15 protein-coding genes and 5 pseudogenes are annotated in these 23,781 nt (G+C 68.2%); 12 read left to right on the top strand and 8 right to left on the bottom strand.

Going from position 1 to position 23,781, the window contains the following annotated elements:
- Positions 1-766: 766 nt before the first annotated feature.
- Entirely contained in the window at positions 767-2,242 is a 1,476-nt protein-coding gene (locus tag ABZ928_RS20400) for a M4 family metallopeptidase (protein ID WP_361520505.1), read from the bottom strand.
- Between the two features lie 803 nt (positions 2,243-3,045).
- Between ABZ928_RS20400 and ABZ928_RS20395 the strand changes: the two genes are divergently transcribed.
- Together ABZ928_RS20395 and ABZ928_RS20390 are read left to right on the top strand one after the other, a co-directional pair.
- On the top strand, positions 3,046-5,202 hold the full coding sequence (locus ABZ928_RS20395; protein WP_361520503.1) for an AAA family ATPase: 2,157 nt from the start codon (positions 3,046-3,048) through the stop codon (positions 5,200-5,202).
- A gap of 78 nt (positions 5,203-5,280) precedes the next feature.
- Positions 5,281-5,571, top strand: coding sequence for a DUF4193 domain-containing protein (locus tag ABZ928_RS20390; protein WP_361520500.1), 291 nt, complete (start codon positions 5,281-5,283; stop codon positions 5,569-5,571).
- 91 nt (positions 5,572-5,662) lie between these two features.
- Here ABZ928_RS20390 and ABZ928_RS20385 read toward each other — a convergent pair.
- Positions 5,663-6,899 (bottom strand): annotated as a pseudogene (locus tag ABZ928_RS20385) (transposase).
- 399 nt (positions 6,900-7,298) lie between these two features.
- On the opposite strand from ABZ928_RS20385, the pseudogene ABZ928_RS20380 reads away from it, so the two are divergent.
- From ABZ928_RS20380 to ABZ928_RS20370, 3 genes and pseudogenes are all read left to right on the top strand, one after another.
- A pseudogene (locus ABZ928_RS20380) lies at positions 7,299-7,830 on the top strand (ISKra4 family transposase); the annotation flags it as partial.
- A 318-nt stretch (positions 7,831-8,148) separates the two neighbouring features.
- The gene (locus tag ABZ928_RS20375) at positions 8,149-9,729 is read left to right on the top strand and encodes an MFS transporter (RefSeq protein WP_361520750.1); all 1,581 of its coding nucleotides are present in this window, start codon (positions 8,149-8,151) and stop codon (positions 9,727-9,729) included.
- A gap of 203 nt (positions 9,730-9,932) precedes the next feature.
- The gene (locus ABZ928_RS20370; protein ID WP_361520497.1) at positions 9,933-10,907 is read left to right on the top strand and encodes an Lrp/AsnC family transcriptional regulator; all 975 of its coding nucleotides are present in this window, start codon (positions 9,933-9,935) and stop codon (positions 10,905-10,907) included.
- A gap of 252 nt (positions 10,908-11,159) precedes the next feature.
- On the opposite strand, the gene ABZ928_RS20365 is transcribed toward ABZ928_RS20370, so the two are convergent.
- A complete protein-coding gene (locus ABZ928_RS20365) occupies positions 11,160-12,023 on the bottom strand; it encodes a helix-turn-helix transcriptional regulator (RefSeq protein ID WP_361520747.1) in 864 nt (287 codons plus the stop codon).
- Positions 12,024-12,154: 131 nt separating this feature from the next.
- Here ABZ928_RS20365 and ABZ928_RS20360 point away from each other — a divergent pair, with 131 nt between their 5' ends.
- The gene (locus ABZ928_RS20360; protein ID WP_361520495.1) at positions 12,155-12,700 is read left to right on the top strand and encodes a YbhB/YbcL family Raf kinase inhibitor-like protein; all 546 of its coding nucleotides are present in this window, start codon (positions 12,155-12,157) and stop codon (positions 12,698-12,700) included.
- A 108-nt stretch (positions 12,701-12,808) separates the two neighbouring features.
- Here ABZ928_RS20360 and ABZ928_RS20355 read toward each other — a convergent pair.
- Positions 12,809-13,276: pseudogene (locus ABZ928_RS20355) on the bottom strand (transposase family protein); the annotation flags it as partial.
- A 13-nt stretch (positions 13,277-13,289) separates the two neighbouring features.
- On the opposite strand from ABZ928_RS20355, the pseudogene ABZ928_RS20350 reads away from it, so the two are divergent.
- From ABZ928_RS20350 to ABZ928_RS20340, 3 genes and pseudogenes are all read left to right on the top strand, one after another.
- Positions 13,290-13,478 (top strand): annotated as a pseudogene (locus ABZ928_RS20350) (IS5/IS1182 family transposase); the annotation flags it as partial.
- Between the two features lie 250 nt (positions 13,479-13,728).
- Positions 13,729-14,019 carry a hypothetical protein gene (locus ABZ928_RS20345; protein ID WP_361520492.1) on the top strand — a complete coding sequence of 97 codons (291 nt, stop codon included), beginning with the start codon at positions 13,729-13,731 and terminating at the stop codon, positions 14,017-14,019.
- Between the two features lie 816 nt (positions 14,020-14,835).
- Entirely contained in the window at positions 14,836-15,858 is a 1,023-nt protein-coding gene (locus ABZ928_RS20340) for a tyrosine-type recombinase/integrase (protein WP_361520489.1), read from the top strand.
- Positions 15,859-16,075: 217 nt separating this feature from the next.
- Here ABZ928_RS20340 and ABZ928_RS20335 read toward each other — a convergent pair whose 3' ends face one another.
- Positions 16,076-17,347 carry a tyrosine-type recombinase/integrase gene (locus tag ABZ928_RS20335; RefSeq protein ID WP_361520486.1) on the bottom strand — a complete coding sequence of 424 codons (1,272 nt, stop codon included), beginning with the start codon at positions 17,345-17,347 and terminating at the stop codon, positions 16,076-16,078.
- Between the two features lie 330 nt (positions 17,348-17,677).
- A complete protein-coding gene (locus tag ABZ928_RS20330) occupies positions 17,678-18,505 on the bottom strand; it encodes an acyl-CoA thioester hydrolase/BAAT C-terminal domain-containing protein (protein WP_361520483.1) in 828 nt (275 codons plus the stop codon).
- A gap of 269 nt (positions 18,506-18,774) precedes the next feature.
- On the opposite strand from ABZ928_RS20330, the gene ABZ928_RS20325 reads away from it, so the two are divergent.
- Together ABZ928_RS20325 and istB are read left to right on the top strand one after the other, a co-directional pair.
- Complete coding sequence (locus ABZ928_RS20325) at positions 18,775-19,650, top strand: hypothetical protein (RefSeq protein ID WP_361520480.1); 876 nt, start codon at positions 18,775-18,777, stop codon at positions 19,648-19,650.
- Complete coding sequence (istB, locus tag ABZ928_RS20320) at positions 19,647-20,438, top strand: IS21-like element helper ATPase IstB (protein ID WP_361520477.1); 792 nt, start codon at positions 19,647-19,649, stop codon at positions 20,436-20,438. Before ABZ928_RS20325 ends, istB begins: the two co-directional genes overlap by 4 nt.
- A 695-nt stretch (positions 20,439-21,133) precedes the next feature.
- Here the strand turns inward: istB and ABZ928_RS20315 are convergent.
- A pseudogene (locus tag ABZ928_RS20315) lies at positions 21,134-21,358 on the bottom strand (transposase); the annotation flags it as partial.
- A 418-nt stretch (positions 21,359-21,776) separates the two neighbouring features.
- Here ABZ928_RS20315 and ABZ928_RS20310 point away from each other — a divergent pair.
- Positions 21,777-22,613, top strand: coding sequence for an aldo/keto reductase (locus tag ABZ928_RS20310; RefSeq protein ID WP_361520474.1), 837 nt, complete (start codon positions 21,777-21,779; stop codon positions 22,611-22,613).
- A gap of 264 nt (positions 22,614-22,877) precedes the next feature.
- On the opposite strand, the gene ABZ928_RS20305 is transcribed toward ABZ928_RS20310, so the two are convergent.
- Entirely contained in the window at positions 22,878-23,729 is an 852-nt protein-coding gene (locus ABZ928_RS20305) for a helix-turn-helix transcriptional regulator (protein ID WP_361520472.1), read from the bottom strand.
- Between the last annotated feature and the right edge of the window lie 52 nt (positions 23,730-23,781).

The raw sequence follows: 23,781 nt of genomic DNA, 5'->3' as shown, positions 1-23,781 counted from the left end.
AACCGAACACGGATCCGAGCCCACCCCCGAACAACTCTCCACCCACCTCGCCGCCCAAGGGCTCCTCGGACGAAACGGCAATCCGATCAGCCCCTCCAACCTCCGCCGCCACTTCCTACACTGGCGCATCTACAACCTCTGGGCCGCACAGTGCACACCCAACGACACCCCCTCCCCCGACAACATCGCCCGCCAATGCGCCGCCCACCACATCACCGGCCAATACAACCGCCCCATCACCCCCACCTACATCACCCAACAAACCCCCCAATTCGAACGACGCCGACACACCCTCACCCAGAACCCCCCACCACACCAACCACAACCACCCCCGAACACACACCCACCCGAAAGGGTGCAGAAAGGGTGGAGCCCCGGCCCCGGGAAGTCCAAGGACCAGGCGGCGAGTCGGTACTTGAACCGGTCGAGGCGAGAGTGAGGCATTCCCGCCCCCGGACGAGACCGAAGACCCGACTCAGAGGGCACACCACGTCGTGCCGACAAAGCGCGGCCCGCACCGGTTCACCTCCGCGCCGACACGGAACACGGGACGGTGAGCCCTACCCGAACCCGGCCGACGGCTCACTCCCGCCAACGCCAGGGTGATCCGCCGTCCGAGAACGACAACCCACCCCACCCGGCATGGCCCCGGACTCGTCGCCGGAGCACGATGATCACGCACGGCCGCGGCATCTGCTACAGCAGTTTCCGTGTCGTCGGTTCTTCGCCGCGATTCGGTACACGAGGCGTTGGCTGCTGTGCGGCCTCAGGTGCTGGAGAGGCCCACGCCGTTCCATGCCGCCCGAACGGCGCGGTGTTCCTCACCATCGCCGTACCGCTCAAGGGCGGCAGCGGTGGTAAGCCGAGCGAAGTCCGCGAACTGGGTGGTTGAGTCCAGTTGCCCACTGGTCAGCACGTCCCACCAGATCTGACCGGCGCGCTCCCAGGCTCTTCCACCGAGCTGCTCGGCCAGCAGGTAGAAGGCGCGGCTCGGAATCCCCGAGTTGATGTGGATGCCGCCGTTGTCGTCGTCGGTGTGAACGTAGTCGGCCATCTTACTGGGCTGCGGATCCTTCCCGAGGTCCGGGTCGTCGTAGGCGGTGCCGGGGGCCTTGATAGACCGCAGGGCAACGCCGTCGATGCCGGGGGCGAGGAGGCCTGCGCCCAGCAGCCAGTCGGCGTCCTCGACCGTGCACTGGTGAGCGTATTGCTTGACCAGCACACCCAGGACGTCACGGATCGAACCGCGCAGCGCACCGTTCTGTCCGTGACCGGCCATGGACCACAACTCGGGCAGCCCCTTGCACAGCTCCACCGCGATCACGTCGATGTGGGTGAACCGCGTGAAGTACCGGTCGTCGCCATCGCCCAGGTACATCACCTCGTCGCGAACGAAGGCGTTATTGTAATTGGTTCCGTAGTGCACGACCGCGGCAAAGGGTGTCCCAGGCTCATGGAGGTGATTCCGCCCGAACACCTCCGCCAGGAAGGTTGCGGTTGCCACGAGTCCGTCGTAGGCCTCATCCACGGCCGCGTCGCCGGTCGCAGCACCGCCGGCCAGTCGCGCCACGGGGTGCCCCTCCAGCTCATCGCTGCCTTGAGCATCGAAGACCACATACTTGGTCTGCTCGACCGTGGCACTGCCGTCACTGATCACTACGCGCCCTGCCCACAAGCGGACCCCGGAGAAGGGCAAGGCCAGCGGGACATAGCCGTCGTCAGTGGCCATACGGCGGCGAAGGAACGAGGGAATCGTCCCCGCCGCGGTCGGGGCCCCGGTGCGCGCGAGCGGCTGCGCGTTCTTCAAGGGCTCCGTCACGGCCTTGAGTTGCGCGGCGGGAATGCCAGCCACGCGCCCAATGTCAGTGAGGGCCACGACCAGCGCCTTGACCACGTCACGCATGAACGGCTCGCGGCGCCCTGGCGGCAGGGCGTCTCCGACCATGAAAGGCATGGATTCCAGCGCCTCGTAGCCCTCGACGACGGCCTCGAAGGTCGCGCTGGCTCGCCGTCGCGCCAGCACAGCGCTGTTGGTGTCCCATGCATCACGGCTGGGCGTGGCGGCCGCCCAGTGCCCGTACTTGCGGAAGTACGTCACCGCGGTCGCCTCCCGCCTGAGCTCGGCGTAAATCAGCCGGGCGGCCGTGCGGACGCTGTGCCGCGTGCGCAGAACTGCCCCAGCTCCCGTCGCCAGAGCACCGCCGGCCACGCCCAGCAGCGTGGAGATCAAGGTGATGTCCATGTCCCCCACCCCCGCTGGACTTCAGTCACCACATCTTCCCCGACGCGGCCTCCGGCGCCAATGAGTCGGCGAATCCCGGCCGCCCCGCGTACGAGGGCAGCCGGCACGCTCGGAACTGCTGTCCTGCTGGCCCTACCGGTACGAGGAACTCGAAGTCGAGCTGCACCGGGCCGGACTCCAGACGGAACTGAGCACGTTCAATCTTGAGGCCGAGAACTACATGGTGGTCGCGAGCAAGGTATAAACACCGAACTCCCAGTCCCTGGCCGGACAGCGCGGTTGCTCGCAGGACAGCCTGCGCCCTCTCATCGGTGCGGATCAGGGTCCGGGGTGCCAGGCGGCGCCCACCTGAACCTGCCCGATCAGGGTGCGGATGCCCTGGTTGTCATCCGGGTCGGTGAACAGGCTGTTGCGGGAGGGCCCCAGAGGTCGACTTCAACATGGAGCTGCTACAGCACTACGAGGGGCTGTTCCTGGAGCGGGCGGGAATTGACAGGCCTTCGCCCTTTTACTACGGCCTCGGAACTGCTGAGCACGCACCCACGCATGACGCAGAGTGACGGTCGCTCGCATCAGTCCGGTGCGGCGTTGCGACGTGAGGAGATTTTGCTCGCTGCGCATGAGCGGACCGGCCGCGTGGAGGGCGAGGCCCGCATCACCGAACGCGACCAGGGCACTCAACTCATGGAGGGCCAGGTCCGACGGAGCACGCCGTGCTGAGCAGTCGTCGGTGGCCGTGGAAGTGCGGGCTACGCGGCGTTCGACTTGTACCGCCACACCGCATGTTCCAGTCCGCCTCTGTCGTGCCCAAGAAATCCGGCGGCTTCCTCGTACACTCCGCGCAGTTGCGCGTAGGGAAGATCCGGAACGCCGGCATCTGCGGCGAAGGCGCGCAGATGTACGTCGACGGCGATCTGCGAACGGCCAACAAGGTTGCCGATGTAGTCGATGCTCTTCGGGCCGACGCCCTTCACCGTGCGCAGAGCGGCGCGGTTGGCCTGCTGGTCCAGCCATGTACGGAGATCATCGCGGGTATCGACCCCGTTGGCGGCGAGGAAGTCGGTGATGGCGTGTGCTGTCGCGACCTTCTGGGCATGGTTGAAGTTCATGGCGACGGCAAGGTCTTCCTTGGCGAGCCGGCTCTGGAATCCGCAGACCGTTTTCGCGTCCGGCCAGTTCGTTTGCAGCTGGAGAAGCCGCGGTCGGAGACGCGGCCCTTCTATGAGGCCACGCCGGTTCACCCGATGAACCTGCGGCGACGCCGGCACCTGCGCCTGGACGGGCGCGCGGTGGTCTCGGTGAGCGACGAGCTGCTGGACGGCTCCGCCCCGACCACCGAGGACGTCGTGGGCGACGGCCCGTTGACCGAGGCCCTTTCGGCACGGCGTACGGGCCGAATGCACGCAGCCGTCGCAACGCTGCAGACCGAGCAGGACAAGATCGTCCGCTCCGCGCACCGCGGCGTGATGGTGGTGCAGGGCGGGCCCGGGACGGGCAAGACGGTGGTCGCGCTGCACCGGGCGGCGTATGTCATGTACGCGTTCCCGCGCGCCGCGAAGGAAGGCGTCCTGGTGGTCGGGCCCAACGCGCGGTTCCTCGACTACATATCCCAGGTCCTGCCCTCGCTCGGCGAGAACGACGTCGTGCTGGCGACATGCCAGGAACTGGCCGGAGTGGTCCCCACCGCGGTGGAGTCGTTCGACACCGCGCGCCTCAAGGGCAGTTCCGCTCTCGCTGACGCACTTGCCGACCTGCTGCGCGCCCAGCAAAGTCCGCACGGCGACCTCACCTTGCGGGTCGGGCAGGACGTGGTTCACCTTGCGGAAGCCACCGTCCGCACCGCACGCGACGCCGCCGTGGCGACCGGGCTGGGACACAATCCAGCGCGCCAGGTGTTCAAGGAGCTTCTGGTCGACGCCCTCACCGAGACGCTGGAACGCAATACGGGTGACCTCTTGGAGCAGATCGACAACGAGGTGGCCCAGCTTACGGGCCGGAACCTCGACCGATTCACGGCGGCGGACCTGCACCACCCCGGCCCCGACGATGCAGCCGCCTCGGGATCGGCCGCCCTTTTCGACGCGGACGCCGTCCGGGCCGAGCTCCTCGACGACCCCCACGTCGACCAGGCCGTGGAGACACTGTGGCCGCGGCAGACACCCGATGGCCTCGTGCGGGCACTCCTGGCAGACCTCGGCACTCTCGCCGAGTACCTTCCCCGGCTGGCACCGGACGAGCGGTCGCGTCTGCTGCGTGCCCCGGACGCGCCGTGGACCGAAGCCGATGTAGCACTGCTGGACGAGGCGGCTCACTTGGTCGACGGCCCGCCGGAGCGCGTGTACGGGCACGTCGTCGTCGACGAGGCACAGGAATTGACCGCCATGCAGTGGCGGATGATCGTCCGCCGATGCCCGGCAAAAGCCATGACGCTGGTGGGCGACTTCGCCCAGGCGGGTCCGGTCGCGACGGCGCATGACTGGAAGGAGGCGTTGAGTCCGCATGTCGGCCCGCGGTTCCAGCTGCACAGTCTGACGGTCAGTTACCGCACCACACAGGAGATTCTCGCGAGTACCCGACAACTGCTCGCCCGGATCGCTCCGGACCAGAAGCCGACACGGTCACTGCGCACTGGCGAGACTCCCCGCACCGTGACCACACCTGCTGAGAAGCTGGTCGCCACCGTCGTCCAGGAACTTCGCACCCAGAGCTCCGCGTACCCGGGCGAACTCCTCGGGGTCATCTGCGCAGAGGCGAGGGTGGGCGAGCTGACGGCCCTTGGCATCGCACAGCACGCACGCATCGTTCCAGCATCCGAAGCGCGCGGGCTGGAGTTCGACGGAGTCGTCGTCATCAGCCCCGAAGAGATCACCACGGCGCGCCCCGGCGGGGAGAGGGACCTGTACGTCGCTCTGACCCGGGCGACCAAGCGGCTCTGCACGATCACCGTCCAGCCCGCCTGACACACTCCGTCCGCTTCCCACCGCTCAGACGGCGCAGACATACGCGAGCACGGCAAACACCAAGACAGAGAAGGCAAGATGGCGAAGGACTTCGACACCCCACGCAACGACGGCATCATCGACAACCTTGAGGAGCTCAACACCCGGAGCACCAGCAAATCCACTCTTGCCATCGACATGGACGAGTCCGAGGCCGCCGAGGGCCTCGAACTGCCCGGTGCCGATCTTTCGGGCGAGGAGCTGACAATCCACGTGCTTCCGCAACTGGACAACGAATTCTTCTGTAAGGTCTGCTTCCTCGTGCACCACCGCAGCCAACTGGCCGATGCGGACAGCGGCCCTCCCGTCTGCCGCGACTGTGACGTCTGACCGTGCGCGCGTGATGTCGTCCCTGGGAGGTCAGTCGCGGCGAGGTAGTTGTCGATGGGGATCGGTATGGGATCTTGTCAACGACCCGGGACTAAAGTCCTGGGCTTGCACAACGGGCGCCACTGGCTGTGGCGCTGCGTTTGCGTCCTGTCCCACGCCTCGGTTCTGGGGGTGGGCCTGGGGCGGTTGACTGCGCCCCGCGTCGCCACAACTCCCACGCTCTGGCGCGGATGTTGCGGGAGCCGTTGCGGTCCGCGTGATCAACGAATCCGCAGGACCGGCACGCGAACCAGGCCTGGGAGACCCGGTTCGCCTTGTCGACGTGCCCGCTCGGCGCAGGTGCGCGAGGTGTACGCCGGGTCGACGTGCACCACCGGCACCCCCGCTTTACGGGCCTTGTACGCGATGAACTGCCCCAGCTGGGCGAAGGCCCAGCCGGAGCGTGTGGCCCGTTGGGGCTTGCGAAGCCGTACCCGTTCACGGATGCCCGTCAGGTTCTCCAGGGCGATCCCGCGACCGGTGCGTTCTGCCTCGGCCACCACATGCTTCGCGATCTTGTGGTTGATGTCCTTGGCCCGCCGTGCTTCCTTGCGGCGCCGTTTCTTCAGGCGGCGCCTGGCGGACGGGGTGTTCTTCTTCTGCAGCTTGCCCCGCAGAGTCCGTTCCCGGGCGCGGATGCGGTTGAGCCCGCGTCCGGCCATGATCTCGCCGTCGGAGGTGGTGGCGATGTTGACGATGCCCAGGTCGATGCCGAGGAAGTCACGCGGTTCGGTGTTCAGCGGGGCTTCGGGCACCTCGCAGGTGGCGTTCAGGAACCACATGCCGTCCCGGTACAGCAGGTCCGATTCGCCCTTGCGGTACAGGGCCAAGGTGGCCAGCTGCTCCGGTGAAGCGGTGAACGCGACGTCCTTGGCGCGCCCGGCAGTCGTCCAGATCGAGATCCGCCGCTCGGGAACCTGCCAGGACAGCATCCGGTCGTCGTACGGCTGCGCCCCGTGCGGACGGAAGGCGATCGGTTTCCCGGTGGCCCGACGGTAGCGCTTCGAGCCGCGCGTGCCGAGGTTCCCGGCCTTGAGGTTGGCCTTGAGCGTGGCGTACGCATCGCACGTCTTCTTCACGACGTGCTGGGCGGCCTGCGCGCCCAGTCCCCAGCGAGCCTTGATCTCACCGTAGGTGTGCTCGCGCAGCGCGAAGCTCCGCTTCACATCCTTCTCGAACGCGATGGTGCTGGCCCAGGTGGCCGCCTCGTTGCAGGCGCGCAGGGTCGCCTCAAGTGCCGCCGCCTGCTCCGGCGTCGGCGACAGCCTGCATTGCACCACCAGCTTCACGATCACGGAATCTACATGTGTGTACAACTGCCCACCGTGCGTTCGCCATGCATCACCCGACCGAGTGAACCCACCACCACATGGACGCAGCACCTACTCCGCCGGACACGACACCCGGCCGCTTCGCGGCCGAGCATCCACGGGCGATACCGCGGCGCTCCGCGCCGCGCCCACGAGGATGCGATTCCTCCCAGGGCGGAAGCCCTGGGGTTCCTCGCAAGAGCAGGCTGAAGTCTGCGACACAGAACCGGCGCTGCCGCTTGGCCCACGTGTCCTTCACCCAGCCGGTCACTGTGGCCTCATCGGGGGCGTTGCGGGCACCTCCACCGAAAAGTAGGTCCTAGCGGCCGGGCCGACGCGCACCCCAAAGCACGCGAACCCACGTCAGCCCGCGCGTGGTCGGGTGCAGGACGCCGCAACATCACCGTCCACGTCCTGCTCGACTCCGTCTTCGTCACGGAGTACGTCTGGGCCCGCCGCACACGCCTTCCACGCCCCCGGCAGCCGTGAGGCCGAGACATGGGCCGTCGACCATCTCACCACGATCCTCGCAGGCCAAGCCCTCCGCGCCGCCGACGAGATGCTGACCCAGGCCGACCGTGAACGCCTGCCCGGCTCACGCCGCCACGCTGTCACCGCATGCCGCCGCTACCTCACCGGCCATCTCGACCATCTCCACTACGACACCGCACTCGAAGTCGGCCGGCCCATCGCCACCGGCGCCATCGAAGGCGCCTGCCGCCACCTCATCGGCGACCGCCTCGACATCACCGGCGCCCGCTGGGGACTCGGAGGAGTCGAAGCCGTCCTCCGCCTCCGCGCCCTCACCGCCAACAACGACCTCGACGCCTACGGGACCTTCCCCACCCAGCGCGAACACCAGCGGCTCTACCCCACCCCCGACCAGGCCGGATACACACCGACCGCCTGATCCAGGACCTTCACTTCAACCGGTCCGACTCCCTACCTCAAGCATGCGACCGCCGCTCTCCTGCGCCTGCTGGGCGGTCGGTTCCACGCTCGCTGCGGATCGGCCGACACGGGGGCAGGTGTCGGAAATCCTCAAAGATCTCGACGTCCGTGTCGCTTTCTCGGCGGATCGAGCCGATGGCTGGCCGTGGAGCTGTACCTGTTCGAGGGTGACGGCCGGAAACATCTGATCGCGGCGGTCCGCGCCGCAAGGGAGAGCTCTGTGAACACCCCCACCCCAGCGCACCCGCCGACACAACAGCGAACGGCCACACTCGTGATGGCCTGCGTCGGCGTGTTCGTCGCCTATCTGCCAGTGACCACAGTCGCAGTGAGCCTGCCGGCCATTCAAAGGGCCCTGCACACCACGACAGCCGAACTGTCCTGGGTCTCGGACGCCTTCGTCCTGCCCATGGCCGCGCTGATCCTGACCGCCGGGGTCTTCGGTGACGTCCACGGCCGCAAGAAGGTCTTCCAGGCCGGCCTCGCCTTCGCCGCCGTCGGCGCCGCCATCGTCTTGTGCGCCCAGTCCGTGCAGGTACTGTGGGCCGGCCAGGCGGTCGCCGGGCTCGGCGCGGCCGCCCTGCTGCCCACCACGCTGGCACTGATCAGTCACGCGGTCCCCGACCCGCGCGAACGCGGCAAGTACGTCGGCCTGTGGGCCACCGCGCTCCTGGCCGCCCTTGCCGTCGGCCCCCTGATAGCCGGCGTCATCCTCCACCACGCCACCTGGCGCTGGATCTACCTCCTGCCCATCCCCGCCTGCCTCATCACCATGGCGGCCGCCACCAGGCTGGTGGGCGACTCCCGTGCACCGGGCTCACGGCGCCTGGACTGGCCCGGCCAGATCACCGCAGCCCTCGCCATCACCGCCCTCGTCTACGGCGTCATCGAGGGCGGCGCCGCCTCTTTCACGGACACCCGGGTGGTCGTGTCGCTGGTCGTGGCCGCGCTCAGCGCCGTCGCCTTCGTGGTGGCGGAGCGCCGCAGCAGCAGTCCCATGGTGGACCTGTCCCTGTTCCGCAGCCCGGCGTTCACCGCGACGACCCTGATCGCGACGATCACCTTCCTCGGGCTGATCGGCTTCTTCTTCGTCCTGAGCCTGTACTTCGGCCTCGTGCAGCAACTGGACACGCTCGCCGCCGGCTACCGCTTCCTCATCATCACCCTGATGGCCATCGTGGTCGGAATCCCGGCCGGACGCCTGATGCACCGGCTGTCGGCACGTCTGCTCATCACCAGCGGACTGCTCATCACGGCAGCAGCCCTGCTGTCACTCACCACCCTCGACGCCGACACCTCCTTCGGATCTCTGGCCTGGCGGCTGGCCCTGCTCGGCGGCGGCCTGGGCGCGGTCATGACGCCGATGACGGCCACTGCGGTCGCATCGGTCCCGCACCACCTCGCGGGCATGGCCGCCGCCGGCAACAACGCCTTCCGCCAGATCGGCGGCGCACTCGGACCCGCGATCCTCGGCGCCTTGCTGACCACCAAGGCCTCCCACGCGCTGCCCGGCCACCTGACCAGTGCCGGACTGCCGGAAGCGACAACGGCCCGGATCACTTCGGCCGTGGACAGCAACGGTCTGGGGGTGGTGGCTCAGATGGATTTGGGAACCGCCCGAGGCCGTGCGCTGAACGCCGTGAGCGACTCCTTCCTCGACGGAATTCACCAGTGTCTGACCGTCGCTGCGGCTCTGGTCCTCCTCGCCGCACTGGTCGGCGCTGTGCTGCTGCGCCCGCCACAACAGCACTCGACGCCCGCCACACCGGCCATCCAGGGTGATCAGCATCGACCGGCCCGGGAGGCCGCTGATGTGCCGTCGCAGACCGACCTTTCCGCAAGGCACCCAGCAGTCTGACGGCCCCCGGGGTCGTGTGTGCCCTGTGGGGACGGCGGGACACCAAGCGAGGCCGTGAACGGATCTGCCCGCTCCCGGCCTCCCCCCTGCCGACACAGAGCCGCAATCGACCGCTACGGTCCGAACCGACTCCATCCTGGAGCCCCCACGGGCTGCCTGCCCGACCTCACAGCCCACCCCGAGTCAGCCCGACAGGAGCACCGGTGCCCTCGCCCACGCTCGATTCCCTCGGCCTGAAGCTCCTGCAGGCACTGCAACTGGACGGACGCGCCCCCTTCAACCGGATCGCGGCCGTGCTCGACGTCTCCGACCAGACCGTGGCCCGGCGTTACCGGCGTCTGACCACCACCGTCAACCTCCGCGTCCTGGGCATGACGGACGGCACCCGGCTCGGCCGGCAGAACTGGCTCGCCCGCCTGCACTGCTCACCGGACGTAGCCGAACGGCTCGCCGACGCACTGGCCAAACGCCCCGACACGCTCTATGTCGCCCTCATGTCCGGCGGCACCGAGATCATCTGCGGGATGAAGCCACGCAACACCCGCGAACGCGACGAACTCCTCCTCGAACGGCTGCCCCGCACCCCGCACGTCGGTTCCGTGATGGCCCACTGCCTGCTGCACCGTTTCTACGGCGGCCCGCTCGGCTGGCTCACCAAGATCGAAGCACTCGACCCAGGGCAGCAGGAAGCCCTCCGCCTGCCCACACCTGCGCCCCTCGAAGCCCCGGTCCCGCTCGACGCCGCGGACGACGAACTCCTGGCCCTCTTGGGCCGGGACGGCCGCACCACGCTCAGCGTCCTGCAAACCGCCACCGGCCAGCCGGAATCCGCCGTCAAGCGGCGGCTGGACCGCCTGCGATCCACAGGGGTCCTCTACTTCGGGGTCCAATACGACCACGCGACCATGGGCCACGACGTGCAGGCCATGCTCTGGCTCACCGTCGCCCCGCACGCCACCGCCGCAGTCGGACGAGCCCTGGCCGACCATCCCGAAGTGCAGTTCGCCTCCGCCACGACCGGCCTCGCCAACCTCGTCGCCTTCGGTCTTTTCCGCAGCCCCGAACACGTCTACGCCTATCTCAACGACAAGATCGGCATTCTCGACGGCATCCGATCCGTCGAGACCGCCTTCATCCTGCGACAGGTCAAGCAACTCATGTACGCGCCAGGCCGCTGACTGCGCGAGCAGGGACCCGTTCACTTCGTCCGCCATCCCAGCGGCCGGGAGGTGTGGTTCATCGTCTGACACGACGAAGCCCGGACGGCGCTCACCGACTCATGACTGTCCAAGAACTGGCAAAACTCCGATGGGTGCACGAGCGAACAGGAAACCGTCACCGGCACCCACATGCTGCGTCGGTGACGCTCCGTCACGGATAGCGGCGCCGGAGGAGCGTATGCCGTCCTCGGCGCACGATTTGACGGTGGCTCAGTTCACCGCTCGCAGCTTGGTCTGCTGGAAGACGAGCGAGCGCAGCGTCTCTTCTGTGTGAGCATCGGCCGGGGTGACGACGCAGAGGCGTTGTTCGGAGCCGTCCTGGACGGCCAGCACGTCGTAGTGCAACGTCATCACTCCGGCGGCCGGGTGCAGGACGCGTTTGGTGCCGTTGGTGCGTTGCTGCACGGTGTGGTCGTCCCACCAGGCCGTGAAGTCGCTGCTTGCGCGGCGCAGGTCGGTGATCAGGCGGAGGAGGCGCGGGTCGTCCGGGTGCCGGGCCAGGTTGGCGCGCAGGTTGCCGACGTGCTCGCGGGCGATTCGATCCCAGTCCAGCTGGAAGTCTCGGGCACCGGGGTCGAGGAACAAGGGTTCCGCCGTGTTGGTGCCGACCGCGAAGCCGGGACCGAACAGGGCCACGGCCGCCGCGTTGTGCGCGAGGACATCGAACCGGAAGTCCACGATCCAGGCCGGAGTCGCCGACATGCTCTCCAGCAGTTTCCGCAACGACTGGCTCGCCGGGGCCGGCACATGCCGGGCAGGCGGGGCCTCGCCCCGCGCGATCAGGTGCAGATGGTGACGTTCGGCCTCGGACAGCCTCAGCGCCTGAGCCACCGCGTCCAGCACAGCAGTTCCGGGTACACCGACGCGGCCCTGTTCGAGACGGATGTACCAGTCGATGCTGACGGCGGCGAGCTGCGCGACTTCCTGGCGTCGCAGCCCGGGCGTGCGGCGCTGGCCGAACTCCGGCAGGCCCACGTCCTGCGGCCGTACGCGCTCCCGCATCGCTCGCAGGAAAGCTGACAATTCAGGCCGGTTCGTGGCTCGGGGCGCTGGCACGCACCCAGTCTGCGGCATCGCGCAGCCGTGCGTCATCCGGTGAAGGTGGCACTCCGGGCACCAGGATGCCCAAGATCTCCCCGGCTGTCGTCGCGGGTCGCAGTCTTCTCGGTGTTCGCAGTACACCGCTGAACAGGAGCGCACACACCATGACTGCCGACAACAACCCCTTCGCCCTCCTCCCGCAGGTGCCTGGCTTCGAGGTCAAGAGCACCGCGGTCGCCCACAATGAGGCCCTGCTGCCGGCCCAGCACTCCGGCGTCTTCGGCGTCCCCGGCGGCCAGGACATCTCCCCGGACCTGAGCTGGTCCGGTGCGCCCGAGGGCACGAAGAGCTTCGCGGTGACCGTGTTCGACGCCGACGCGCCGTCGATGTCGGGTTTCTGGCACTGGGCCGTCTTCAACATTCCCGCCACCGTGGCCGCCCTGTCCGCCGGAGCCGGTGACGCCGCCGGTTCCGGGCTCCCGCAGGGCGCTACCCAACTGCCCAACGACGCCCGCCTGCCGCAGTACATCGGCGCGGCTCCGCCCGCCGGACACGGCGAGCACCGCTACTTCATCACCGTGCACGCCCTCGACGTCGAGGACCTCGGCGTGCCCTCCGACGGCACCCCTGCCTACCTGACCTTCACCATGGCCAGCCACACCCTGGCCCGCGCCACCATCGTGGCCACCGCCGAGACCCCCGCCACCTGAAAGACATCCCACGGCCCCTCGACCTGGAAAAGCAGGGGCGACGGGAAGGAGTCTCAGCACGGCAAGGCACGGCTGCCACGCTCGACGACTCGGCCGAGGTAACAGGCCGACGCCGCCTTCAACGGGGGCCCGCGCCCTCGATAGCGCCCGGTTGACGGTCTGTTGGATGAGCGACAGCTCGCCACCGGCAGGCCGTCTGGCCGGTGCCGTCACCCACGCACCGGCACCGATGTAGGTGCACGGTCGGCCAGGATCGGTAAGCATTGGCGCCCGCAGATCCTGATGATCCAATGGGCGCGGGCTGCGATCAGGTCATGGCAGCCCCGGCAGGGCCGGTGACAGCCACAGCACCTCGCCGTTGGGATCCGTGACCACCTGCACGTCAACCCCGTGGCGGCGCTGCTTGGCCGAGTAGCCGGCGGGGCCGTCGCCGAGGCGGTCGCACTCAGCCAGGGTGCCGTCGAGCAGGACGAACTCGGGATCTGCCTCGCGCAAAGCGCGCAGCAGACCGGGCGCGCGGGCGGCCAGAAGATTGATGACCGCGGTCGTGTAGGCGTGCGCGGTGCCAACTGAGAGGGCGGACCGCAGCGGCTTCGTTCCGCAGGCCAAGCGGTGGACCGTCGAGCAGACCAACGCGATCTTGATGCTGTTCCGGCGACTGACCAGGGACTATGAACACCGGCCCTCGACGTCGGAGTCACGGGTGTCCTGGGCCATGAGCGATGTGATGTCCCGTCGCCTGCCCGGCGCCGCCCGCCCGTCCTGGCGCACCGCATGAGCAGCGACCAGCAGCAGACCCTGGGCTCCATACTCGCAATGCTGGACCAGCGGCAGCAGCAGCACCGCGCAAGCAGACGCCATCCGCGAGAAGCTCACGGAGCTGACGGCGCTGCCGGCCGAACCGGACACCGCCGCCGAGCACCTCGCCACTACCCGCAAGACGTTGGTGGAACTACCCCAGCAGGCATCGCCCGCCCCCTCACCACCGGCCCCCGACGCTGCCCGACAGTCCCGTCTACCACCAGATCATGGCCGCGTTCGCCGAGGTTGAAGGTCCCGTGCGCGCCCGGGCTGTGTGCGAGGCGATCGATCTGCCGATCACGCCCAGCTCCGTAAACAACCTCCGCCCAAAGCTCAAACGCCTGGTCGCCCTCAAGATCCTGGTCGAGACCGAGCCGGGACTGTTCACCCGGCCCGGCCAGCGACACCTCACGCGAACCCGCGACCTGCACCTCTACGACAATCGCAACGGCGGACCGGACATCGAGTCACTTTCCACCCTCTCAGGCCGCACCCCGCGGCGCTTGACCGTTGGCTGATCTGGCTTTAACGGCTGGTAGCGGCTCCACTCTTCCGGTCTGACTTGGCTCCAGTGGTGGGGCGCTCGGGGGCGTTGAGGGGTTGTTCCGGGGTGAGTTGGCCCCACCCTCTTTGGTGCGGTGGGACTGTTGCATCGGGTCGCCACGAGGGGGCGAGGCCGGTGGACCTGTCGAAGGACGAGTTGTTCCTGCGTATCCGTCGTGATTCGTGGCAGGAGGGTCTGTCGATCCGGGCCTTGGCGCGCAAGTACGGGGTGCATCGTCGGCTGGTGCGGGAGGCGTTGGTCTCGCCGTCGCCCAGGCCGCGCAAGACGCCGGTACGGCAGTCGCCGCGGCTGGAGCCGTTCAAGAAGACGATCGACGAGTGGCTTCTGCAGGACCTGGATGCGCCGCCGAAGCAGCGTCACACCGTGAAGCGGATCTTGACTCGGCTGCAGCGGGAACTGGGGGCCGAGGTCGCTTACACCACGGTCTGGGACTACGTGTCCCGGCGCCGGCGCGAGATGGCCGAGGCTGCTCGGGCGACACCGGCTGCCGGGTTCGTGGTCCGGCATAACCGGCCGGGCATGGACGCGGAGGTCGATTTCGGCGAGGCATGGGTGGATCTGGCTGATCAGCGGACGAAGTGTTACGTGTTCGCGTTCCGTCTGGCCTACTCGGGCAAGGCGGTGCACCGCATCACCACTTCGTGCGGGCAGGAAGCCTTCCTGGACGGCCATGTTCACGCGTTTGGGATGCTGGGCGGTTATGTGGGTGACAACTCTTCCGCGATCTCGTGTGCCCGGTCAGGATGGTCGCTCCCGTCGAGGAGCTCGGATGGCCTGGCAGCCGCAGTTGGTACGACGCGTCGATGCCGCGGGAAACCCCGCGGCATCGCTCGGACACGCCTTGGTCGACGACTACCTGGAGTTCGTGGCGGCACGCTGCCGGCCGAACACCCTGCTGGCCACTGCTTATGACCTGAAGGTCTTCTTCTCGGTGGTGCCCAAGGAGCCGGCCGACGTCGTCACCGCGGACATCTTCGCTTTCATCACCGCGCAGAAGAAGCCGCGGCGAGGACCGAAGGTCGTTCGGCTCGAAGACGGGGAAGCGGGGCTCTCGGCCCGCACCATCAAGCGCCGGCTCGCCAGCATCTCGGGGCTGTTCGGCTACCTGATGACCCGCGACGACCTCGCCATCGACCGCAACCCGGTACCGACGGGGCTGGCCAACCGCCGCCGCAGCGGCACCCGTGGAGCCCCGCTCCTGCGCACGCCCCGCACCCTTCCGCGGGTCCTCGGCCCGGGCGAGGTCGATGCGGTGCTCGGCACGGTGAACACAGCGCGGGACAGGGCCATGATTCTCGCGATGCTGCTGGGCGGACTGCGCCGCTGCGAGGTCCTCGGCCTGAAGCTGGGTGACCTCTCTCCGGGGGAGCGTCGGGTCTTCATCAGCGAGGGCAAGGGCGGGCACCAGCGTCTGATACCCGTCTCCGCGCAGTTCTTCACTGCGGTCGGCGACTACCTGGATCGTGAGCGTCCGCCAGTCGACCACGACCGGCTGTTCGTCGTCCTGCGCGGGCCGACCCGCGGCCGGCCGTTCTCGGCCGACGGCCTGGACGAGATCCTCGACGGCGTACGGAAACGGACCGGCCTGCCGAAGTTGACCTGCCACCAGCTCCGCCACACCTGCCTGACCCGACTGCGGGAGGCGGGCATGGCCCTGGAGGCGGTACAGGCCCAGGCCGGACACCGCTCCATCGAATCGACCCGCCTCTACATCCATCTGGCGAACGGCTGGCTCGTCGAGCAATACCTGCAGGCGAGTGCCGCCATCGATGCCGACCGGGCGGACAGCTGATGCGCCGGGCCCGCGCTGCGGCGCTGCCGGTCGTGCGTCCGGACCTTGTCGAGTTCTACCTCGCCCACCGGGCTGCGCAGGCGAGAGTCCGGCGGCTGCCTCTCCGCACTTCCTGTACGGAGGAACGCCCCAAGCTGACGCGCTCCTGGGAGAGGCTGCGTGGCCGCACATCCTCGACAAGCTCGCCAGAACAGCTCCCTTCAGTTGCTGACCGCCTTCAGGAGGCTTCTTCGTCGAGCCGGCTGAGGAGTCCGTCGAAGATCTGCTCCCGGGCGATCTGTCCTTTGGCCGCCGCGTCGTCCCGCTGGCGTTCGAGGGTGGGGTGGAACTCGATCGTGGTGACGAAGAATGTGCAGGACTCGCAGATCGACTCGAAGTGGCAGTCCATCTCGACGGGGCGAGCGCAGTAGCCGTTGCCGAGCATCCGGCGGTGCATCTCCCGGCGGAGCTTGGCCATCTCCGAGCCTTCGGCGTCGGCGGGCAGCTGGCGCGGGGCGTCGTAGAGTGCCTCGACCTTTTCCGAGACGGCGAAGTACTCGTCGGCCACCGTCCGGTCCGCGATCCGGGCGTAAACACGTGTCATGGACAACGACCGGTGGCCGAGCAAAGCCGCGATGGCTTCCAGGGACATGCCCCGGTTGATCGCCTGGGTGGCCAGAGTATGGCGGAGCTGGTGCGGGGTGACCCGGCCGAGACCCGCCCGCTCGGCTGCCTTGCGGACCGCGGCCTCAATGCGGGAGGCGTTGACGGGGCGACCGTGGTCGGTGAACAGCAGGTTCGAGCGCAGGCCCTCGGGCCGGTGCAACAGCCAGTCGTCCAGCAGCGTCTTCAGTTGCGGGTGCAGGGGAACGTAGCGGTCGGTGTGCATCTTGCCGACCGGGACGCGGAGCCAGTAGGCGGAGCCAATCTGCACGACCGCGTCGATGGTGAGGCCGAGCATCTCGCTGCGGCGCATCCCGGTGCGGGCCAGGATCTCGATGGCTAGCCGGGCGAACGGATCGGGATCCTGGCGGGCGGCGGCCAGAAGTTTGGCGGCCGCGGCGTCGTCGAGGAAGCGGGGCAGTGGTTCGTCCGCGATCGGGAAGTCGCTGTCGAAGATCAGCTGGCGGGGCGGCCGGTCGGCGGCGTCCCACTCGTCCAAGCGGCGGAAGAAGCCGCGGAGTTTGCTGAGGCGGTCGCGGACGGTGTGCCGGTGCAGCGGGCCGCCGCGGGCGGCCGGCCGTTCCAGCAGCCACTGCCGGTAGCGTTCGACGTGCCGCCGCTTGAGCTGGGCGACGCAGGTCACAGCCGTGTCCTCGGTGGCGGCCAGCAGAGCGAACTCCCGCAGCGTCAGCTCGGCGTTCTTCACCGTGCCCGGCCGCAGGGTGCCGGCGATCTGCCGCAGGTAGTGCTGCATCGTGTCCGTCATCCCGGGCGGGACCTGGGCCCACTCCTTGGCCCGGACGTCGGCGTGGTCCGGGGAGCGCCGGCGTGGGAGCTGGTCGGTCAACTCGCAGTGGAACAGCGTCGCTTCCAGGTTGAACAGCGCGGTGGACAGGGCCTTGACGCCGCGGTTGGGGATGCGGCGGGCGGCCTCCAGCAGCAGGCGGCGTCCCTCGTCCCAGTCACTCTGCTGCAGCTGGTCCGGCCCTTTGCCGAACAGCGCGATGAAGTGGCCCAGCAGGTTGAACTGGGGTCATGGCCACGGTGTCGCGGAAGCCGAGGGTGCGGGCGGTCTCCATGAACCGCAGGTGCAGTTCCGGCTCCGTTCGCGCGAGCACGATGCCCAGGCGCGGACGGCGGGCGACCAGGTAGTCGGCGCCCGGTTGCATCCGTCCGGTCACCGCAAGCCAGCTGATGAACCGGTGGGTCTCGTGGTTGAAGGCGAGCTGCCGGTCCAGCGGCAGGCGAGAGAAGTCGGCCAGGTCGGGCACCGCGGCAAGCAGGGCCCGGGCTCATGGCGGGCGATGAGATGCACGGTGGTCCCGGCTGAGCGTCGGCGTTCTGCCAGTTGTTCGGCGAAGCGGAGAGAAGGCCACATCGCGTCGTCGCCGCCAGCGACGAGCAGCAGGTCGGCCCGGGCCTTGTCGACAGCGATCTCTGCCCGAGGGAGCAGGTGAGCGAAGCTCCGCTCGCTGAGTTCGTACCAGCCGCGGATGGCGACCGGACCGCCACTGTGGTTGACAGGGGTCCAGGAGTCATCCATCGGGACAAAAGGCAAGGGGCGCCCCTGCCAGGTCCAGGAAGACCGAAACGGGCGCTGTTCCCCATCGAGGCCCGGACCCACATTGCACCAGACCCGCGAGGTGGGCGACAGTGCGATGACAACGCCCACGCGCGGGTCGTGCACGGCCGTGAGCAGAGCTGCTTCAGCGCCCTTGGAGACACCGAGGATTCCGATGCGTCGGGCCCCGGTCGTGGTGAGGAAGTCCACCGCACCGGTGAAGGTTTCCAGGGGGATCTCACAGATTCCCGGAGACTGCCCCGGTCCGCCGAACCAGCGGATGGACAGAGCCGCGATGCCCTGCTGAGCGAGGATGCGTGCTCGCTCGCGTTCGATGCGTCCGCTGGAACCGGCCAGGACCAGGACGCCGACGTCACTGCCGTCGGCGGGAGCGGCGAGAACGCCTTCCCAGGGATGGTTCAGCTCGTGCTCAACAATCTCCACGGGCTCCCCAGCTCGGCGCTTCGCGGTCAACAAGAGTGTCCTGGACAGCTTCTCAAACGCAGCCGGAGACTTGACATCGAGACCCGCATATTAGAGGAGTCCCGGGCGGTCAGATCCGCTACGACAACCTGTCCCCTGCTGTTTCTCGGGTGATCCACAAGAGCCGGTCGCGGGAAGAGCACCCCAAGTGGGCTGACTTCAGGCGGCACTTCGCCTTCGTTCCCTTCTACTGCGAGCCGGGACTGCGCGGGGCACATGAGAAAGGCGGAGTGGAAGGCCAGGTCGGATACTTCCGCCGCAACTACCTCACTCCGGTCCCGCGGGTGAACTCGCTGGAGGACCTGAACGCGGCCTTCACGGAGTTCGAGCGGCTGGAGGAAGACCGGCGGATCGGCATGCGGATCCGCACGATCGGCCAGGACTTCGCGAGCGAGGCACCGCTTCTGCTGCCCCTGCCCGAGGCGCCGTTCGAGACGGGCATCGTCTTCACGCCGCGGGTCGATCGCTATGGAATGATCGCCGTCAGGGTCTGCCGCTACTCGGTTCCGGCCCGTTTCATCGGCCGCACCGTCCGCGTCATGCTCCGCTCCAGCGAGCTGGTCGTCTTCCACGGCCGCACCGAGATCGCCCGGCACCCGCGGTTGACGGTCAAGGGCGCCGAGCGCATCGTGCTCGACCACTTCCTGGAAGTACTGCTGGCCAAGCCGGGTGCGCTGGCCGGCTCCGAGGCGCTGGACCAGGCCCGCCACCAGGGCACTTTCACGGCGGCGCACGAGGCGTTCTGGGCAGCGGCGAAGACCTCGTTGGGAGACACCGGGGGCACCACCGAGTTGGTCCACGTCCTGCTGCTGCACCGGCATCTTGAACATCGCGACGTGGTCGCCGGGATCCGGGCCGCTCTGGCGGTGGGCGCCTGCACCGCCGACATGGTCGCGCTTGAGGCCCGCAAGGCGGCCCAGACCGACGGCCGCTCACCGACCGTCACCAGCACCGTTGCTTCCCCTGTCCCGCCCGAGCTGACGGACCCGCAGGTCACCAGCCTGACCTTGCACCGGGCTGCCCGCTTGCCCGTTGACCAGCGGCCACTGCCCGCGCTGGGCAACTGGGACCAGCTGCTGAACCGTCCGAGGAAGGAATCGCCATGACCGGCCCGCACCACACCCTGACCGAACCCGCCTCGGATGCCGCGATCGACACTGCCTGCCGCGTGCTGCGGCTGCCCACGATGCGGGCCCAGTTCCCCGACACCGTCGCCCGCGCCGAACGCGAGCGCCTGTCCTACCGGGGCTTTCTCGCCGAGTTGCTCATGGCCGAGTGCGAGGACCGTGACCGCCGCCGATCGGAACGACGCATCCGCACGGCGGGCTTCCCCCGCCAGAAATGGCTCTCGGACTTCGACTACAACGCCAACCCCAACGTCACCCCCGCAGTGATCAACAACCTCGCCACCTGCGAATGGGTCAAGAAGGGCGAGCCCTTGTGTCTGATCGGTGACTCCGGAACAGGCAAGTCCCACTTGCTGATCGGCCTCGGCACCGCTGCCGCCATGGCCGGCTTCAGGGTCCGCTATGCCTTGGCCGCCAAGCTGGTGAACGAACTCGTCGAGGCCGCCGATGAGAAACAACTGACCAAGACCATCGCCCGTTACGGACGCGTCGACCTGCTCTGCATCGATGAGCTGGGATATCTCGAACTCGACCGCCGCGGAGCCGAGATGCTCTTCCAGGTTCTGACCGAGCGCGAGGAAAAGAGCAGTGTCGCCATCGCCTCGAACGAATCGTTCGGCGGCTGGACTCGGACCTTCACCGATCCCAGGCTCTGCGCGGCCATTGTCGACCGGCTCACCTTCAACGGAGCGATCATCGAAACCGGCACCGAGTCCTACCGGCTGGCACAGACCAGGGCCAAGCAGCAGAAGAAGAACGGCACATAACACCCGCCCCGGATCGGACACTCCGGGGCCACCCGGTCCCGGAGACCGGAGCCGATTCAAACCGGAACTTCCGCCCATTCGATCTTCAACTGGAGCCAAGTCAGACCGGAAGAGTGGAGCCGCTACCAGCCGTTAAAGCCACCCGTTGCGGGCGCATCAGTTGTGCTCGGTGCTGGGGCTGTCGACGGACAAGTCGAAGGTGGAGGGGTTTCGTTCGAAGCTGAAGCGACTCACGGAGCGGGGAAGGATCGCGGAGGTGTCACCGGGCCTGTTCGCCTCCCGCGACGCGGCCGCGGCGGAGCGTGCGCCAGGGCACGGCAGCGATCCTGTGGCCTCGCGTCGCGCCGGTGATGGGGAGGGCTCCCGGTCCTAGCGTCGAGGGCGACGAAACCATCCGATCGCCGAGGATCGAGAGCCCGATGGAAGACTACGAGCACGCTGCGATGGCTGCCCCGTTTGCCGCCGCGGTTTCTTTCTTCACACGCCTGGTCGCCGACCTCTCCGGCCCCGACACCATGACCGCGCCCCACCACGACGTGGAGGAGATGGCCGCCGGGCAGGGCCGGGAGCTGGCCCGGCTGCTGCTGCAGGCCCACCTCGATCTCCGCGCGAGCCGGGAGGAGACACGGTTGCAGGCGATGGCAGCGCCCGCCCGCGCGACCGTGTTCGCCGGACGCACCCGCCTGGAGGTGGGGCACCGCGTCGGCTCGTCGTCGCGCGAGGCACAGGAGGGCTTGGGTGTGGTGCTTTCCCTGAGCGATCTTCTTGTCGTAGTAGGCCCGCGAGACCGGGTCGGCCAAGGCCGCGAACGCGGACAGGAAGAAGGCCCGCTTGAGCTGCTTGTTTCCTCGTCGGGAGGGCTGTTCACCGCGGATCGAGGAACCCGAGCTGCGGGTTGCCGGCGCCAGCCCGGCGTTGGCGCAGTACCAGCCCTGCTGTTCCTCCCAGTCCGCGCGGATGCCGCTGGCTGACGTCCCAGGGGAGGGTCACATAGGTGATGTGGCCCTGACGGTACCTGCCTCAGCAGGACCATTTATGACCCCCCGAAGGAGGCCAGGGCCTGGTGTGCTGGATACGTGCCGCGTCATGGCGGTTAGCTCGAACCGTGCTCGGCAGGATGCCGCGTGCGGCGAGGGCATCGTCGACGGCCTATGCCTAGGGCCACAGCAGCACCCTCTGGGGTTGCACCGCGCAATCCTGGCGGGTCAGGCCTATGTGACCTGCGCTTTCCGGGTGGTGTTTCCGGCATGGAGCGGTCAGGTCAGAAATGCATCGCAGGCCATGGCCGTAGACAGTGGGCAGTACCCTCCCCAACGACTCGAAGGATCGGCAACGCTCGTGAGCAGCAAGGTCCCCCCGATCATCCTGAACAACGGCGTCGAGATGCCCCAGCTGGGCTTCGGCGTGTGGCAGGTCCCCAACGACGAGGCCGAGCAGGCCGTCGCCACCGCGCTGGAAGCGGGTTACCGCAGCATCGACACGGCCGCGGCCTACGGCAACGAAGAGGGCACCGGCAAGGCCCTCGCCAAGTCGGGTGTCGCACGTCAGGACCTCTTCATCACCACTAAGCTGTGGAACACCGATCAGGGCTATGACTCCACCCTCCGCGCCTTCGACGAGTCCCTGGACAGGCTCGGCCTGGACTACGTGGACCTGTATCTGATCCACTGGCCGCTGCCCGCCCGGGGCACATTCGTGGAGACGTACAAGGCGTTCGAGACGATCTACTCGGACGGCCGTGCGAAGGCCATCGGCGTCTGCAACTTCCTTCCGGAACATCTCGACGAGCTGTCCGGCGCTACGAACGTCGTTCCCGCGGTCAACCAGATCGAACTCCACCCGTTTCTCCAGCAGCTCCCCGACCGCAAGTACAACGCGGAGCGGGGCATCGCCATTGAGGCGTGGTCGCCGCTCGGCCGAGGTCAGGGGCTCCTCGAAGTCCCGGCGATCACCGCCATCGCGCAGAAGCACGGCCGCACCCCGGCCCAGGTGGTGCTGCGCTGGCACCTCCAGCTGGGCAACATCGTGATCCCCAAGTCCGTGACCCCGTCACGTATCAAGGAGAACATCGAGGTCTTCGACTTCTCCCTGGACGCTGACGACATCGCCGCAATCAGCGCGCTGAACGAGGACCGGCGCCTCGGTCCGGATCCGGCTACCTTCAACTTGGTCTGAGCCCGAGCCCGAAACAGCGCACCTGACTGACACGTGCTGTCGAAGCGTGGAGACCGCCCGTCGGACGATGCCGACGGGCGGTCTCGTGCGTCCGGGGTGGTCACGCGATCGGTCGCAGACCTCAAATCTCGCGACGAGAGCGGCCGTACGTCTTCGTCTCGTCGGTCGTCTGAGGCAAGTCACTCACAGCTGTCGAGGCGAGCGTGTACACCAGCTGCGGCCCACAACCCCGCCGGCCGGGAGTAATGACGCTCGCCGCGCTCTTCAGGCACCGACGGCGTGCAAACCGGGGCCCGTCATGAGTCTGTGAATGGCGTCCTCGGTGGCCTGGTCCGCGGGGGTGACCGCGACAAGGCATTGATCGGAGTCGTCCGGGGTGGCCAGGTAGTCGTAACAGAGGGTCAGTTCGCCTGCGACCGGATGCAGGATGCGCTTCCAGCCGTGGATGCGCTGCTGCACCATGTGGTCGTCCCACCAGCCGGCGAACTCGGTGCTGCGCGCGCGCAGTTCGGCGATCACTTCGCGCAGTCGGGGATCGTCGGGGTGGCGGGCGAGGTTGGCGCGCAGGTTTCCGACCGTTTCACGGGCCACCCGCACCCAGTCCAGCTGGGTCTCGCGGATCTGCGGCGGCAGGAACATCAGCTGGGCGAAGTTGGCAGAATCCCCGGACCCGAAGTTCGGGCCGAACAGCGCCTCCGCCGCGTTGTTGTGGGCCAGCACATCGAAGCGGAAGTCGACGATGTAGGCGGGGATCAGTGGCATCCCGGCCAGCAGCACCCGCAGGGAGTCGCTGACCGGGGCGGCCGGGGGCCTGGTCAGCGGGGTCTCGCCGCGGGCGATCAGATGCAGATGGCGGCGCTCGGGCGGCGTCAGCCGCAGCGCCTGCGCCACGGCGTCCAGGACGGCGGCGCCGGGGGTACCGACCCGGCCCTGTTCGAGCCGGATGTACCAGTCGATGCTGACGGCTGCGAGCTGGGCGACCTCTTGGCGGCGCAGCCCCGGCGTACGGCGGCGGGACCCGTCCGAAAGCCCGACGTCCACGGGCTGGAGCCGGGACCGCATCGCGCGCAGGAACTCCCCCAGCTCCGTGCGTCTCGGTGATCTGTCGCTCGCCATGCCCTCCATCCTCCCCACCTGCGTGGACGCTGTCGAGTGCGGATCCTGGCAT

Source organism: Streptomyces sp. NPDC046909, from assembly GCF_040644695.1.
Taxonomy (GTDB): domain Bacteria; phylum Actinomycetota; class Actinomycetes; order Streptomycetales; family Streptomycetaceae; genus Streptomyces.
The sequence above is the reverse complement of the archived record's forward strand: the minus strand, read 5'-3'. Positions and strand labels throughout refer to the sequence as shown.

Coding starts and splice junctions, on each gene's coding strand:
- ABZ928_RS20400 (WP_361520505.1), bottom strand. CDS start 2,242: ATGGACATCACCTTGATCTCCACGCTGCTGGGCGTGGCCGGCGGTGCT.
- ABZ928_RS20390 (WP_361520500.1), top strand. CDS start 5,281: ATGGCGAAGGACTTCGACACCCCACGCAACGACGGCATCATCGACAAC.
- ABZ928_RS20375 (WP_361520750.1), top strand. CDS start 8,149: ATGGCCTGCGTCGGCGTGTTCGTCGCCTATCTGCCAGTGACCACAGTC.
- ABZ928_RS20365 (WP_361520747.1), bottom strand. CDS start 12,023: ATGCCGCAGACTGGGTGCGTGCCAGCGCCCCGAGCCACGAACCGGCCT.
- ABZ928_RS20360 (WP_361520495.1), top strand. CDS start 12,155: ATGACTGCCGACAACAACCCCTTCGCCCTCCTCCCGCAGGTGCCTGGC.
- ABZ928_RS20345 (WP_361520492.1), top strand. CDS start 13,729: ATGGCCGCGTTCGCCGAGGTTGAAGGTCCCGTGCGCGCCCGGGCTGTG.
- ABZ928_RS20340 (WP_361520489.1), top strand. CDS start 14,836: ATGGCCTGGCAGCCGCAGTTGGTACGACGCGTCGATGCCGCGGGAAAC.
- istB (WP_361520477.1), top strand. CDS start 19,647: ATGACCGGCCCGCACCACACCCTGACCGAACCCGCCTCGGATGCCGCG.
- ABZ928_RS20305 (WP_361520472.1), bottom strand. CDS start 23,729: ATGGCGAGCGACAGATCACCGAGACGCACGGAGCTGGGGGAGTTCCTG.